Source organism: Actinosynnema sp. CS-041913, assembly GCF_050942485.1.
In the GTDB taxonomy this organism is placed as follows: domain Bacteria; phylum Actinomycetota; class Actinomycetes; order Mycobacteriales; family Pseudonocardiaceae; genus Actinosynnema.
On sequence record NZ_CP192037.1, the window covers coordinates 8,160,023 to 8,172,599 of the forward strand.

12 protein-coding genes are annotated in these 12,577 nt (G+C 72.1%); 6 read left to right on the plus strand and 6 right to left on the minus strand.

Annotation, left to right across the window (positions count from 1 at the left end; all coding sequences use genetic code 11):
- Window position 1: 1 nt before the first annotated feature.
- On the plus strand, window positions 2–505 hold the full coding sequence (locus tag ACQPZF_RS36685) for a GNAT family N-acetyltransferase (protein ID WP_433264994.1): 504 nt from the start codon (window positions 2–4) through the stop codon (window positions 503–505).
- Window positions 506–663: 158 nt separating this feature from the next.
- Window positions 664–1,212, plus strand: a complete 549-nt coding sequence (locus tag ACQPZF_RS36690) for a DUF6328 family protein (RefSeq protein ID WP_433264996.1) — start codon at window positions 664–666, stop codon at window positions 1,210–1,212.
- On the opposite strand, the gene ACQPZF_RS36695 is transcribed toward ACQPZF_RS36690, so the two are convergent.
- Both ACQPZF_RS36695 and ACQPZF_RS36700 read right to left on the minus strand, forming a co-directional pair.
- Window positions 1,135–1,926: a LuxR C-terminal-related transcriptional regulator gene (locus ACQPZF_RS36695; protein WP_433264998.1), complete on the minus strand. Its 792-nt coding sequence runs from the start codon at window positions 1,924–1,926 to the stop codon at window positions 1,135–1,137. The genes ACQPZF_RS36690 and ACQPZF_RS36695 overlap by 78 nt on opposite strands.
- Window positions 1,914–3,800, minus strand: coding sequence for an ATP-binding protein (locus ACQPZF_RS36700; RefSeq protein WP_433265000.1), 1,887 nt, complete (start codon window positions 3,798–3,800; stop codon window positions 1,914–1,916). The genes ACQPZF_RS36695 and ACQPZF_RS36700 overlap by 13 nt, the downstream gene beginning before the upstream one ends.
- A 577-nt stretch (window positions 3,801–4,377) precedes the next feature.
- On the opposite strand from ACQPZF_RS36700, the gene ACQPZF_RS36705 reads away from it, so the two are divergent.
- Window positions 4,378–5,445 carry an MFS transporter gene (locus ACQPZF_RS36705; protein WP_433265002.1) on the plus strand — a complete coding sequence of 356 codons (1,068 nt, stop codon included), beginning with the start codon at window positions 4,378–4,380 and terminating at the stop codon, window positions 5,443–5,445.
- Here ACQPZF_RS36705 and ACQPZF_RS36710 read toward each other — a convergent pair.
- Window positions 5,412–6,695 (minus strand): isocitrate lyase/PEP mutase family protein, encoded by a 1,284-nt coding sequence (locus ACQPZF_RS36710; RefSeq protein ID WP_433265004.1) that lies wholly within the window; start codon window positions 6,693–6,695, stop codon window positions 5,412–5,414. The two genes, ACQPZF_RS36705 and ACQPZF_RS36710, sit on opposite strands and share 34 nt — an antisense overlap.
- Before the next feature lie 66 nt (window positions 6,696–6,761).
- Here ACQPZF_RS36710 and ACQPZF_RS36715 point away from each other — a divergent pair, with 66 nt between their 5' ends.
- Complete coding sequence (locus ACQPZF_RS36715; RefSeq protein ID WP_433265006.1) at window positions 6,762–7,439, plus strand: ArsR/SmtB family transcription factor; 678 nt, start codon at window positions 6,762–6,764, stop codon at window positions 7,437–7,439.
- A gap of 5 nt (window positions 7,440–7,444) precedes the next feature.
- Here ACQPZF_RS36715 and ACQPZF_RS36720 read toward each other — a convergent pair whose 3' ends face one another.
- Complete coding sequence (locus tag ACQPZF_RS36720) at window positions 7,445–8,194, minus strand: PP2C family protein-serine/threonine phosphatase (RefSeq protein WP_433265008.1); 750 nt, start codon at window positions 8,192–8,194, stop codon at window positions 7,445–7,447.
- Window positions 8,195–8,249: 55 nt separating this feature from the next.
- Entirely contained in the window at window positions 8,250–9,290 is a 1,041-nt protein-coding gene (locus tag ACQPZF_RS36725; RefSeq protein WP_433265010.1) for an ROK family transcriptional regulator, read from the minus strand.
- A gap of 222 nt (window positions 9,291–9,512) precedes the next feature.
- Here ACQPZF_RS36725 and ACQPZF_RS36730 point away from each other — a divergent pair, with 222 nt between their 5' ends.
- Both ACQPZF_RS36730 and ACQPZF_RS36735 read left to right on the plus strand, forming a co-directional pair.
- Window positions 9,513–9,980 carry a heme-degrading domain-containing protein gene (locus tag ACQPZF_RS36730; protein ID WP_433265012.1) on the plus strand — a complete coding sequence of 156 codons (468 nt, stop codon included), beginning with the start codon at window positions 9,513–9,515 and terminating at the stop codon, window positions 9,978–9,980.
- A gap of 181 nt (window positions 9,981–10,161) precedes the next feature.
- Window positions 10,162–11,223: a Fic family protein gene (locus ACQPZF_RS36735; protein ID WP_433265014.1), complete on the plus strand. Its 1,062-nt coding sequence runs from the start codon at window positions 10,162–10,164 to the stop codon at window positions 11,221–11,223.
- A gap of 46 nt (window positions 11,224–11,269) precedes the next feature.
- Here the strand turns inward: ACQPZF_RS36735 and ACQPZF_RS36740 are convergent, their stop codons facing one another.
- Window positions 11,270–12,376, minus strand: coding sequence for a serine hydrolase (locus tag ACQPZF_RS36740; RefSeq protein WP_433265016.1), 1,107 nt, complete (start codon window positions 12,374–12,376; stop codon window positions 11,270–11,272).
- Between the last annotated feature and the right edge of the window lie 201 nt (window positions 12,377–12,577).

Here is a 12,577-nt window from a genome sequence, read left to right on the forward strand (position 1 = left end):
GGTGGATCTCCGCTACCGCCCGATGACGCCGGCCGACCTCCTCGCCCTGGACGACTCGTTCACCACGGACACCGTGTTCGACGTGGTGTCGAACCCGCTCGGCTTCGCGTTGGAACCCGTCCCGGTCGACCCTCCGCTGGTCAAGGTGTACCCGCCGGACGAAGATGATCTGCCGACAGACGGTTTCGTCGCCGTGGACGACGAGCTGCGCGGATTCGTCTCGCTGGAGATCGTCGGCTGGCACCGCAGGCTGGTCCTGCGGCAGGTCACGGTCGCCCCGAGCCACCGCGGCCGAGGCATCGGCCGCAGGCTGGTGGAACTGGCGCTGGACTACGGACGGGCGAACGACGCCCGCACGGCGTGGCTGGAGACGTCGAACGTCAACGTGCCGGCGATCCGGGCCTACCAGCGGATGGGTTTCGCCCTCTGCGGCCTGGACACCACCCTCTACCGGGGCACGCCCGCCGAAGGCGAGATCGCCCTGTACCTCGCCAAGGCGCTCTGACCGGGGCAGCACGCTCCAACAAGTGGCGAGGGCGCTCCAGCAAGGCTGAGCGTCGGGGAAGCGTCCGACCGCGAACGCGCCGGGCACGACGCCCACCGCGCAGAACCTCCGTATGCCGACCGATGTCTCCGCACCAGTGCGGAGAGCACCGTAGAACCATGACCGACCAGTGGAACGCCTCAGAGCGCAACGAGACCCCTGCCCAGCGCAACGACCGGAACTACGCGGAGATCCTCCAGGAGATGCGGGTCGCGCAGACCGGTGTGCAGTTACTGCTGGCGTTCCTGCTGACGTTGGCCTTCACCCCGCGGTTCGGCACGCTCAGCGCGTTCCAGCTACAGATCTACGTGCTGAGCCTGGTGCTCGGCGCGACCTCCACGGCCCTGCTGATCGCGCCCGCGCCGTTCCACCGGCTGGTGTTCCGCCGCCGCCTGAAGAACGAGCTGGTGCGCACGTCCAGCCACCTCCTGCTGGCGGGACTGGTGCTGCTCAAGCTGGCCCTCGCCACCGCGCTGCTGCTGATCCTGGACGTGGTGCTGGGCCTGTGGCCGGCGGTGTGGATCACCACGGGACTGGTGCTGTGGTTCGGTTTCTGGTGGTTCCTGCTGCCGCTGCGCTACCGCTCGCGGTCAGCCCACGCGGTGCCGGACCGCCTCGCGGGCGATGTCGGTGCGCGACCGGACGCCGAGCTTCGCGAGCACGTGTGACACGTGGGTGGCCACCGTCCGGCCGGACAGGAACAGGCGTTCGCCGATCTGCCGGTTGGACAGGCCGGTGACCACCAGCTCGGTGACCTTCAGCTCCATCGGGGTGAGGCTGTCCCAGCCGTGCGTGGCCCGCCGGTGCTTGGCGTGCGGGCCGCGCCGGATGCCGAGTTCCCGCAGCCGCGCCAGCAGCAGGGTCGCGTCCCAGTCCGCCCCGAGCGCCGTGTGCAGGTCGACGGCGTGGCTCAGCGCCGCGCGGGCGGACGTGCGGTCGCCCGCCGAGGCGAACACGACGGCCGCCGCACCCAGCGCCTTGGCCCGCGGCAGCGGACGGCCCGCCACCCGGTACTCCTCGGCGGCGTGCAGCAACCCGACCGGGTCGCCCGCCACGAGCGCACGGCAGTAGGCGGCGGACGCGCGGCGGTGCGGCACGTCCATCTCGGCGGCCAGCCGCTCGGCGCGGGCCACCGCCGCCGACGCGTCCTCGCCCAGCTCCACGGCCAGCCGCACGGCGTCGGGCAGCAGGTCCTCCACCGACGCCATGCCCTCGACCAGCACGGCCAGCGCCTCGCGCGGCCGGCCCGCCTGCTCCAGCGCCATGCCGGTCGCCAGCGCCAGCGGGCCGACGACGTGCCCTTCCACGCCCGCGCCCGCCGCGTCCAGGTGCCGACGCGCGCCCTCGGCGTCGCCCCGGTGCAGGTGGATCAGGGCCGCCACGCCGTGATCCAGCGGGACACCATGGGGTGCTTGAGGTCGTCGGCGAGCAGGTCGACGTCGACCAGCGCCTCGTCCCACCGGCCCGCGTCCAGCAGGAGCTGCCCGAGGGCGCTCTGCGCCTGCGCGAGCCGCACGATGTTGCCGACCTGGTCGGCGGCGTGCCGGACGACGCTCGCGGACGCGATGGCCTCCTCGCCCCGGTCCAGCTCGCCCAGCGTCACGGCCTGGTTGATCTGCAACAGCAGCCGGAGGTCGGCCGTCGCCGGGTCGCCCATGGCCACCGCCAGCGCCCGGTCGAACAGCGGCAGCGCCTCGGCCATCCGACCGCGCGCCATGGCCACGATGGTGCGGACGTGCAGCGCCCAGCTCGTCGCCCAGCGGTCGCCGATCTCCTGCGCCGTGTCGGCGAGCCGTGCGGCGGCGTCCAGGTCGCCCTCGTGCCAGTGCGCGCGGGCGGCGAGCACCAGCAGCCGCGCGCGATCGCCCTCGGTGAGGTCGGGGCCGGTCAGGGCGCGGTCGAGGTCGGCCAGCGTCTCGGCGGACCGCCCGGTCATGGCCCGGCACTGCGCGAGGGTCCAGTGCAGGTCCACCAGGGTGCCGTGTTCGAGTCCGGCCAGCGCCACGGCTTCCGCGCCGTGGTGGTCGCCGAGCCGGAACCGGGCCTCCGCCAGGTGTGCCAGCAGCACACCGCGCCGTGCGGTGGCGTTCGGCGTGACGACGACCCGGCCGAGCAGGTCGACGGCGGCCTCGGGGGCGTGCGCGACGAGCGTCGCGCCGTGCTCATCCAGCCACCGCCCCACCCAGTCGGGCACGTGGTCGTCGGCGGCGAGGAGCTGCCGGGTGACCCGGTCGACGCCCGCGCCGCTCTCGGCCAGCGCCCGCGCGGCCTCGCCGTGCCAGGCGCTGCGGGCGGACTCGGGCACCTCGTCGTACAGCGCCGCCCGCACCAGCGGGTGGCGGAAGCACAGGCCCGCCGGGCGGTCCTCCAGCACGCCCGCGACGGTCGCGTCCTGCAACGCGGGCAGCAGGTCGACCACCCGGCGGCCGAGCACGGCGGCCAGGTCGGCGACCGGGAAGCCCACCCCGAGCAGGGCGGCGGCGACCAGCACGCGGCGCACGTCGTCGCTGAGGAACCCGATCCGGTCGGCGATCGCGGCGGACAGCGACGCGGGCAGGTCGGTCTCGGTGAGCCGGGCGGTGCCGGTGGCGTCGACCTCGATCGCGTTGCCCCGGACCAGGGCTTCCACCAGCTCGACCAGGTAGAGGGGGTTGCCGCCGGCGTCGGCGGCGAGCGTGGCGAGCGCTTCGTCCGGTGTGCCGCCGGCCAGCACGCCGACCAGTTCGGACACCGCGGCGTCGGGGAGTTCGGGCACGGTGAGGCGTTCGACGCCGTGCCGCAGCGCGGACAGGTCGTCGCGGCGCGGCAGCGGCCGGAGAATGCCGATGAGCAGCAGCGGTAGCTGCGGAACGAGCCGGGCGAGCCGTTTCCAGACAGCCACACTCGCGGCGTCCGCCCAGTGCAGGTCGTCCACCACGAGCACCACCGGGCCGATCGCGCACAAATCGTCCACGCGGGCCAGCAGGCGTTCGGCGGTGGCGTTCGCGCCGGGGTCGGAGCGGGCCGTGGACAGCGCGTCGAGCAGCGGCAACAGCGGCAGCGAGCGGCCGAGTTCGTCGCCCGCACCCTTGCAGACCCGGAACCCGCGCGCGGCGGCGGCCTCGCAGACGGCTCTGACCAGCGCGGTCTTGCCGATACCCGGCTCGCCCTCGACGACCAGCGCGGCGCCCCGCCCCTCGGCCAGGTCGTCGACCCGGGTCAGGAGGCGGGCCAGCTCACGCTCGCGGCCTACGAGTCGCAGGGTGACGGCACGCACACGGAGAGAATACAAGGCAAACAGCAGGTTAACAAGATGTTTCGCTATTTCAAATCAACCAGGCGTTCGCACAGTTCGCCGGTTGTTCACCGCAATCACTTCCGCGTTTCACTCGCCACTGCCACGGTAGCCGCGGCGCCGAATTTGCCTGAATTCCCTCCGACTCCGTGACTGGAGCGCACATGCGAATCGGACGAGTGCTCATCGCCGTCCTGGTGGTGGCCTTCTTCACCACCGCCGCCGGGATCGCGTCCGGCCCGCTCGGCGGAATGCCCTACGACTAATCCGCTACCGAATTATTCCACTCGATGCGGTGTCGGTAGAACGACCCCGCGCCGGTCGCGAGGATCTCGCCGCGCGCGAATGGTCCCCGCGACCGGCGCGGTGTCGTGGCCAGGTCGAGCACGCGACCGACCGGACCGGACCCGACCGCCGTTAATCACGTGGAGCGGGCGGGCGGGTCGGGCTACCCTGCGCCATGCCTTTCGGTTGACGCCCTGTTCCGCCCCCGGCCCGGCCGCTGTCCCGACTCGTCGTCGGATGGGCGCTGCTGGCCGACATCGTGCCCATCTACCCGATGTACGCACTGCTGTTCGCGGACACGGGCATGTCCGACGGGCAGATCTCCGCGCTGTTCGCGATCTGGTCGACGGTCGCGGTGGTCGCCGAAGTGCCGTTCGGCGCGCTCGCCGACCGCTTTTCCCGCCGCTGGGCGCTGGTCGCCGCAGGAGTGGCCCAGGCGTTGGGCTACGCGCTGTGGACGGCGTCCCCCGGCTTCTGGGCGTTCGCCGGCGGTTTCGTGCTGTGGGGATTGGGCGGCGCGCTCGCCTCCGGTGCGCTGGAGGCGTTGCTGCACGACGGCCTGACGGCGGTCGGTGCCGCCGACTGCTTCGGCCGGGTGCTGGGGCGCGTGACGGCGGTCGGCCTGCTGGCGCAGATCCCGGCGGCCGTGGCGGCGACCTTCCTGTACTCGTCCGGTGGCTACGCCCTGGTCGGGTGGGTGAGCGCGGCGATGTGCCTGGGTGCGGCGGTGGTGGCGGCGCGGCTCCCGGAGACCCCGCGCGGCGAACCGGAGAACTACCTGGCGGTCCTGCGTTCGGGCCTGCGGGAGACGGCTGCCGTGCCCGCCGTGCGCCGGGCCGTCCTGGTGGTCGCCTTCCTCACCGGGGTGGACGCGCTGGAGGAGTACTTCCCTTTGCTGGCACGGGAGTGGGACGTGCCGGTCGGACTGGTCCCGTTGGCCGTGCTGGCGATCCCGTTGGCCGGCGCGGCGGGGGCGGCGTTGGGTGGCAGCCGGCTGCCGCTCGGCGGTCTGCTCGCGGTGTCGGCGGTGTTGCTCGGTGCGGCGGGTCTGCTCCGCCACCCGGCGGGTCTGGCGGCGGTCGCGGTCTTCTACGGGCTGTACCGGCTGGTGCTGGTGGTCGCCGAAACCCGTTTGCAGGAGCGGATCACCGGGCCGGCGCGGGCGACCGTCACGTCCGTCGCGGGCTTGGGCAGCGAGGTCGCCGCGTACGGCGTATATGCGGCGTGGGTGTTCGGCGGTGTGTCGCTGGTGTCCGCCGCGATTCTCGCGCTCGCACTGGCGTTGCCCCGGGCCCTGGGTCGTCGCGGTCAGCTCCCGGCCAGCCCCTGCACCTCGTCATAACCGGGCACCTCGCCCACGGGCTCACCGTCACGCACCGCGCGGGCGGTCGTCACGGTGGCCTGGAGGGCGGCCCGGAACAGCAAGGAACCGGTGCTGACGCGCCGCACGCCCAGTTCGGCGAGCCGGTGGATGTTCAACTGTGCCAACACGTTCAACGGCACGGGCACCGCCGCGACGACCTGCGCGATCTCGTCTTCCGGCAGGCCGGGCACGAAGATCCCGTCCGCGCCCGCGTCGACGTACCGCGCCGCCCGCTCGATCGTGCTGCCCTGGTCGACGTGGAGCCAATGCGTGTCGACGCGGGCGTTGACGAACAGGTGCGGCGCGGTCTCCTTGAACGCCCGCACCAGTTCCGCCTGCTCCACGGGATCGGCCAGCCCCTCGCCGCGGCCGTCCTCGATGTTCACCCCCGCGACGCCGAGGTCCGCCAGTTCCGCCGCCACCCCGCGCACATCGCCGAACCCGGCCTCGACGTCCACCGTCACCGGCACCGGCAGCCGGACCAGTTTCCGTGCCAGGGCAAGGGTTTCCTCGCGCGCCAACCCGGCCGCGTCCGGGATGCCGTTGGCCGCGGCGACGCCCAGGCTGGACGTGCCGATCGCCGCGAACCCGGCTCGCACCAGCGCCGCCCCCGACGCGAAGTCCCAGGCGTTGGGCAGCAGCAACGGTCCCGGGCCGTCGTGGAGGCAGTGGAACGTCCCTTCGGCCAAGGCCGACGCGTGGGCCCGCGCCGGGCACTCGTGCCGCCCGGCGCCGAACGGCGCCGCGTCCAGCGCAACCTCGACCAGGGCGCCGTCCGGCGCGATCCGGCGGGTCACCGGCACCGGCGGAACCCGTCCGGCGATCATCGCCTCGGTCGCCGCACTGGCCTGCACCAGCAGCCCGATGCGAGCCGCCGTCACCTCGTCCCACGCGCCACCGCACGCGGCCACCAACCGGGCCACGGCGTCGTCCGCCGCCGCGCCGGCCGACGTGTGCGGCTGGTAGGACCGGGCGATCACCGACACGTCCGCGACGACCGTCCGGGGCAGTCCCAGCTCCTCGGCCAGCTTCGCCACCGCGTTGCCTGGCCGGCGCAGCGCATCCAAGTCCACAGTGGACAGCAGGTCCAGGGTGAGCGCCCGCCGGCGCTCGCGGTCGGCGCCCTCGCTGAACCGCACCACGTGGGAACGCAGCCAGGCCACGCCCCGTGAGGCGTAGGGCACGGCGGGAACGGTGTAGGCCGGGTCGAGTAGCACGTCGTGGTCCATGCGGCCCACGCTAGCCGCCGGACGGTTCGGCGCACGCCGAAGTGTCGAGAGCGCACAATGGGCCTCATGGCCGCCGACGAAGTAGCGAACCTGGCCGCGCTGCTGGCCGACCGCACCCGCGCCCTGTTCTGCCTGTCCCTGCTGGACGGCCGGGCGTGGACGTCGAGCGAGCTGGCCAAGGCCGCGCGGGTCTCCCCCTCCACCGCCAGCGAGCACCTGACCCGCCTGGTGGAGGGCGGGCTCCTGCGCGAACGCCGCCAGGGCCGCCACCGCTACCTCCAACTGGCCGGGCAGCGGGAAGCCGACCTCCTCGAACACCTGCTCGGGTACGTCGGCCCGACCCCGTCCGGGCACTCCCTGAGGGCGTCCACGGCGTCGGCCGCGCTCGCCCGTGGCCGCACCTGCTACGACCACCTGGCCGGACGCCTCGGCGTGGCCATCACCGAAGCCATGACCGCGCGGGGACTCCTCGAAGCCGACGCCTTGACCGTCACCCCGGAGGGCATCGATTGGCTCGCCGACAATCTGCGGGCGGACTTCACCGGAACCCGCCGCCCGATCGGCAAGGCGTGCCTGGACTGGACGGAACGCCGCTCGCACCTCGCCGGAGCGGCCGGGGCGCACATCCGCGCCCATCTCCTCGATCAGGGCTGGATCCGCAAGGTGGGCACGGGACGCGCCGTGGCGCTCACGCCGACCGGCGGGCAGGCGCTGGACGACCTGCTGGGCCTCTCAGCGGTGTAGCCGACTCAGCGCTGGAGCCACTTCGGCAGCCACGCGGAGTTGCCCGCCGGCACCACGTCCACCAGCACGCACGTGATGTTGTCCGGCCCGCCCCGCGCGTTGGCCGCCGCGATCAGCGCCCGCACCGTCTGGTCGCCGTCCGGTTCGGCGGTGAGCAGTTCGCCGATCTCCGCCGAGGTCACCACGTCGGACAGGCCGTCCGAGCAGATCAGGTACCGGTCGCCCGCCTCGACCTCCTGGAAGAACAGGTCGGGGTCGTGCGCGCTGCCCGCCTGCAACGCCCGCATCAGCATGGACCGGCCGGGGTGCTCGGCGGCCTGCTCGGCGGCCATCCGCCCGTCGTCCACCAGCGCCTGCACCATGGTGTGGTCGCGGGTGAGCTGGGTCAGCTCGCCCTCGCGCACCAGGTAGCAGCGCGAGTCGCCGATGTGCCCGACCGCGAACCGCTCGCCGTCCCACAGCAGCGCGGTGAGCGTGGTGCCCATGCCGCGCATGTCGAAGTTCTCCTCGGCCAGGTCGGTCAGCCGGATGGCGATCTCCCTGGTCGCGCCGGCCAGCGCGGACAGCGGGTCGTCGGCGTCGACGTCGAGTTCGGCCAGCACCGCCACCGCGATGGAGCTGGCCACCTCCCCGTACGCGTGACCGCCCATGCCGTCGGCGACGGCGTACAGGCGCTCGTTGAAGTACACCGAGTCCTCGTTCGCCTCACGGCGCTGGCCGGGGTCCGTCCCGACGGCGTGGCGGAGCGCATACATGACGGATAGTGAATCACCCGCACGGGTGCCGGCGAGCGGCGCTGTCCCAAATCGGTTACCTGGGGCGTCCGTAGAACTCGCTCAGGACGAGCATCGCCGCCCCGGCCGCGACCACGTCATCCGCCAACGGGGTGATGCCCACGTCCACCGGCAGCCACTCCGCGGTGGGCAGCTTCGCGCGCACGCCGGCCAGGTACTCGGCGGGCGCGGCGAGCACCGCACGGCCCGCCAGCACCACGTGGTCCACGTCCAGTAGCTGCACGAGGTCGGCCACCGCCGTGCCCACGACGGACGTGGCGGCGGCGAGGTCGCCGGCCCGCGCGGCGGCGTTGTGCACGGCCTCCACGCACCCGGTCCGCCCGCACACGCAGCGCGGCCCGTCGAGCTGGATGGTGGTGTGCCCGAACTCGCCCGCGTTGGTGCGCGCGCCCCGGTAGACCTGCCCGTCCAGCAGCAGCCCCACGCCCAGGCCGGTGCCGACCAGGACGAGCACCGCGTTCCGCAGCTCCTCGCCGCTGCGCCACGCCTCGGCGAGGATCGCGGTGTTGGTGTCCTTGTCGACCACGACCGGCAGCCCGAGCTGCTGCTCGGCGACCTCGCGCAGCGGCACGTCGTGCCACTTCCGCAACGCCGTGGCGTCGTGTATCACGCCGGTCCGGTGGTCGAGCGGCCCGACGAACCCGATGCCGACGCCGAGCAGCCGGTCGTTGCGCATCTTGTCGACCAGCCGGGTCAGCTCGGCGACGAACGTCCCGGGGTCGAAGTCGGCCGGCAGCGGCGCGACCGCGCGGTCCAGCACGCCACCCGCGAGGTCGGTGAGCACGACCCGCAACTCGTCCCGCTCGACCTGGGCGCCGAGCGCCAGCCGGCTGTCGGCGACGAGCTTCAGGAGGGTGCGCGGCTTGCCGACGCCGACGTTGCGCGTGCCGGTCTCGGCCAGCAGGCCGTCGGCGATGAGCCTGCCGACCACCTTGGACACCGCCTGCGGTGTCAGTCCGCTGCGCTCGGCGAGGTCGACCCTGGTGACGGCGCCCGACCTGGCGAGGCCAAGCACCACCGCGTCGTTGTATCCGCGCAGGAAGCGCAAATTCGGCACGTTCGCATGATGGCACGACCCGTCATTACTAAACACTGTTGATTTAACGCTGCGCCTCTCCGCACTGGGACTGCCGGGGGCCTATGCGGAGTTCTACCGGCTCCCGGGGGAAGCTCTGACCTCCGGCGGCCCCGTGCCCGTCGACCCGGAGTCGGCGGTGTGCGCGCTGGAAGTGATCAAGGCGGCTTTCACATCCGCCCGGACCGGACAGGTGGTGACGGTATGAGCCTGCTGGAGGCGTTGGCCGAGCAGGAGGAGCGGTTGGTGTTCACGTCGTTCACCAACGAGGACGCGCTCGCACTGGGCACCCTGATGGTCGACGCGGCCAGGGAGCAGGGCCTGCCCGTGGTGGTGTCCGTGCGCCGGGGCCGGCAGCGCTTGTTCCACGCCGCCCTGCCGGGGACGTCGGCCGACAACGACGGGTGGATCGAGCGCAAGAGCCGGGTGGTGGACCGGTACGGGCGCAGCTCGTTCTGGGTCGGCGAGAGCTTCCGCGCGCAAGGCAAGTCGTTCGAGGCGGACTCCTACCTGGACCCGCGGGAGTACTCGGCCCACGGTGGTGTGTTCCCGGTGAACATCGCCGGGGTGGGCCTGGTCGGCACCGTCGGGGTGTCAGGGCTGCCGCAGGCCGACGACCACGCGTTCGTGGTGGCGCAGGTGGAGCGGTTCCTGACCACGGCCGGCCAGTGATACCCCAAGGCACACTTCACCGGGTCTGCGATACTGAACCGCCGGTTAGGTAGCACAAGCGGTGTCGAATCGGAGTTGAGTAGCACTGTTCCGCGATGGATTCTCGGCAGCCCAACGATCACACGTCGTACGTTCGCTGGGCGGCTTCGACGCGTTCGTCCCACCGCCGCTCCCACCAGCCGTGACGTTCAATGGTGACCTCGTTCGAGCGCTGTCGGCCGCCGACCGGGCGTTGGGTGAACTTGCCGGCGTCGGCCGGACCCTGCCCAGTCCTCGTCTGTTCACACGTGCGCTGCTCCGCCGCGAAGCGGTGTTGTCCAGTCGCATCGAGGGGACTCAGGCCACCTTGTCGGATCTGGTGCTGTTCGAGATCGAACGCTCGGACCACCCGGACAACGACGACGTGCGCGAGGTCGCCAATTACGTCAAGGCCATGGACTACCTCTTGGTCGACACCCACCAGGACGCCCGAGTCGGTTTGTGGGCGCTGCGAGAGGCCCATCGCATCCTGCTGACCGGTGTGCGAGGCGAACTCGCCGATCCAGGCCGGTTCCGCGACTCGCAGAACTGGATCGGATCGCCCGGCGACCCGGTGGAGAACGCGTCGTACGTCCCACCGCCGCCCGAGCGGCTGCGCGACTGCCTCGACGCCTTCGACAGCCACCTCGACGGCCCGCACGACCTGCCGCCGTTGGCGGAGATCGCCTGCCTGCACTACCAGTTCGAGGCGATCCACCCGTTCCGCGACGGCAACGGGCGGGTGGGGCGGCTGCTCGTGTCGCTCCTGCTGGTGAGATGGGGTCTGCTGCCGGGTCCGATGCTCGACTTCTCGGCCTACATCGAGCGCCGACGACAGGACTACTACACACGGCTCCTGATGGTGTCCACCCGCGGCGACTGGGAGAACTGGATCGCGTTCTTCCTCGAAGTCGTCGCCGCGCAGGCAAAAGACGTGCTGCGGCGCGCGAACAGGCTGCAAGAGCTGCGTGAGCGGTACCGGGCGAAGGTCACCGGAGTCCGTTCGTCCAGCCTGCTGCCGAAGCTGGTGGACGCGCTCTTCGAGACCCCCGCGCTCACGATCGGCACCGTGCAGGAAGTCCTCGGCGTCACCCACCGCGCCGCCACCGTGAATGTCGAGAAGCTGGTCGAGGAAGGCATGGTGGTCGAGTTGGCGCGCTCCAGCCGGGTGCGTCGGTTCCTCGCCGACGAGATCATCGCCGTGGTCAACGGGACCAAGCGGTGAGGGGGCTCCCCGAAGTCCGGAAAGCCCCCTCGCCCCGCACATCCGATCAGCAGAAGACCTCGTTCAGCAGGTCCTCAAGCCCGGCGCCGTTGCCGCCGTCCGGAGAAGTCGTGAGCGAGCCCTCCAGGCGCGTCTTCGTGTCCTTCGTGCTGCCCAGGTACGTGTTGTAGCCGGGGATGGAGCCGCCGTGGCCGTACACCTTCACGCCGCACGGCAGCTCGACCTCCTCGAAGCCCAGTCCGTACCCGCCGGTGAACGGCAGGGTCCGGGTCAGCTCCGCCTGCTGCGCGGGCGCCAGCAGGCGGCCGTCCAGCAGCGCGTCGATGAACCGGTCCAGGTCAGCGGCGGTCGAGATCATCTCGCCCGCCGCCCACGCGACCGACGGGTTGATCTTCGTGACGTCCACGACCTTCCCGTCCACGCGGTAGTAGCCGTGCGCGTGCGGGCCGGGCACGGGCACCCGGTCGCCGGGCACCGACGTGTCGCGCAGGCCCAGCGGGCGCAGGATGCGCTGCCCGATCGCCGCCTCGTACGGCCGCCCGGTGACCTGCTCGATCAGCATGCCCGCCACGATGTAGTTGGTGTTCGAGTAGTTCCACGACGTGCCGGGCGGGAAGTCCAGCGGCTTCGCCGTGGAGATCGCCACCATCTCGCGCGGCTCCCAGTGCTTGTACCGGATGCCCTCGAAGCCTGCCGGGTCGAGCGGCAGTGCCGCCGTGTAGTTGTACAGCCCGCTGGTGTGCTGCAGGATCATCCGCACGGTGATCTTGTCGCCGTCCGGCAGCAGCCCCGGCAGGTACTCGCCGACCGGGTCGTCCAGCCCGACCTTCCCCTCCCCGACGAGCTGCAACACCACGGTCGACACGAACGTCTTGGTGACGCTGCCGACCCGGAACCGGCCGTCCAACGGCACCGGCCTGGCCTTCTCCCACTCCGCGACCCCACTGCGCGCGGTGAACTGCTGCCGCCCGTCGGTGATCCGCACCTGCGCCCCGGCGGCGCCGCCCTCGGTGGTCAGCCTGTCCAGCGCCCGCTGCACGACCTGGCGGTCGATCCGGCCGTCGGCGCCCACCGGCTCCGCGACGGCCGTGCCGCCGATCCCGAGTGCCGCCAGACCGACGACGGCGACTAACGCGATTCCCCTCTTGCGCATCAACGCTTCCTCCCTGTCAGACGTTGAGGTGTCCGAGTCTGACCTTTCCCCGGGCGCCCGGCGACCCCCTCTGGTGGGACCGCGAAGGCGACTTTCGGCGAAGCGCACCCCTAGTGGTCGACCGCTGGTGAAAGCGCTTTCACAGGCCGATCCATTAGTCCATTCGAGTGACACAAGTGGTCTAGACCTTGACCGTCAAGT

Excerpts from the sequence above, each read along its gene's own strand:
- ACQPZF_RS36705 (WP_433265002.1), top strand. The coding sequence starts at position 4,378 with ATGTACGCACTGCTGTTCGCGGACACGGGCATGTCCGACGGGCAGATC.
- ACQPZF_RS36740 (WP_433265016.1), bottom strand. The coding sequence starts at position 12,376 with ATGCGCAAGAGGGGAATCGCGTTAGTCGCCGTCGTCGGTCTGGCGGCA.
- ACQPZF_RS36730 (WP_433265012.1), top strand. The coding sequence starts at position 9,513 with ATGAGCCTGCTGGAGGCGTTGGCCGAGCAGGAGGAGCGGTTGGTGTTC.
- ACQPZF_RS36710 (WP_433265004.1), bottom strand. The coding sequence starts at position 6,695 with ATGGACCACGACGTGCTACTCGACCCGGCCTACACCGTTCCCGCCGTG.
- ACQPZF_RS36720 (WP_433265008.1), bottom strand. The coding sequence starts at position 8,194 with ATGTATGCGCTCCGCCACGCCGTCGGGACGGACCCCGGCCAGCGCCGT.
- ACQPZF_RS36690 (WP_433264996.1), top strand. The coding sequence starts at position 664 with ATGACCGACCAGTGGAACGCCTCAGAGCGCAACGAGACCCCTGCCCAG.
- ACQPZF_RS36715 (WP_433265006.1), top strand. The coding sequence starts at position 6,762 with ATGGCCGCCGACGAAGTAGCGAACCTGGCCGCGCTGCTGGCCGACCGC.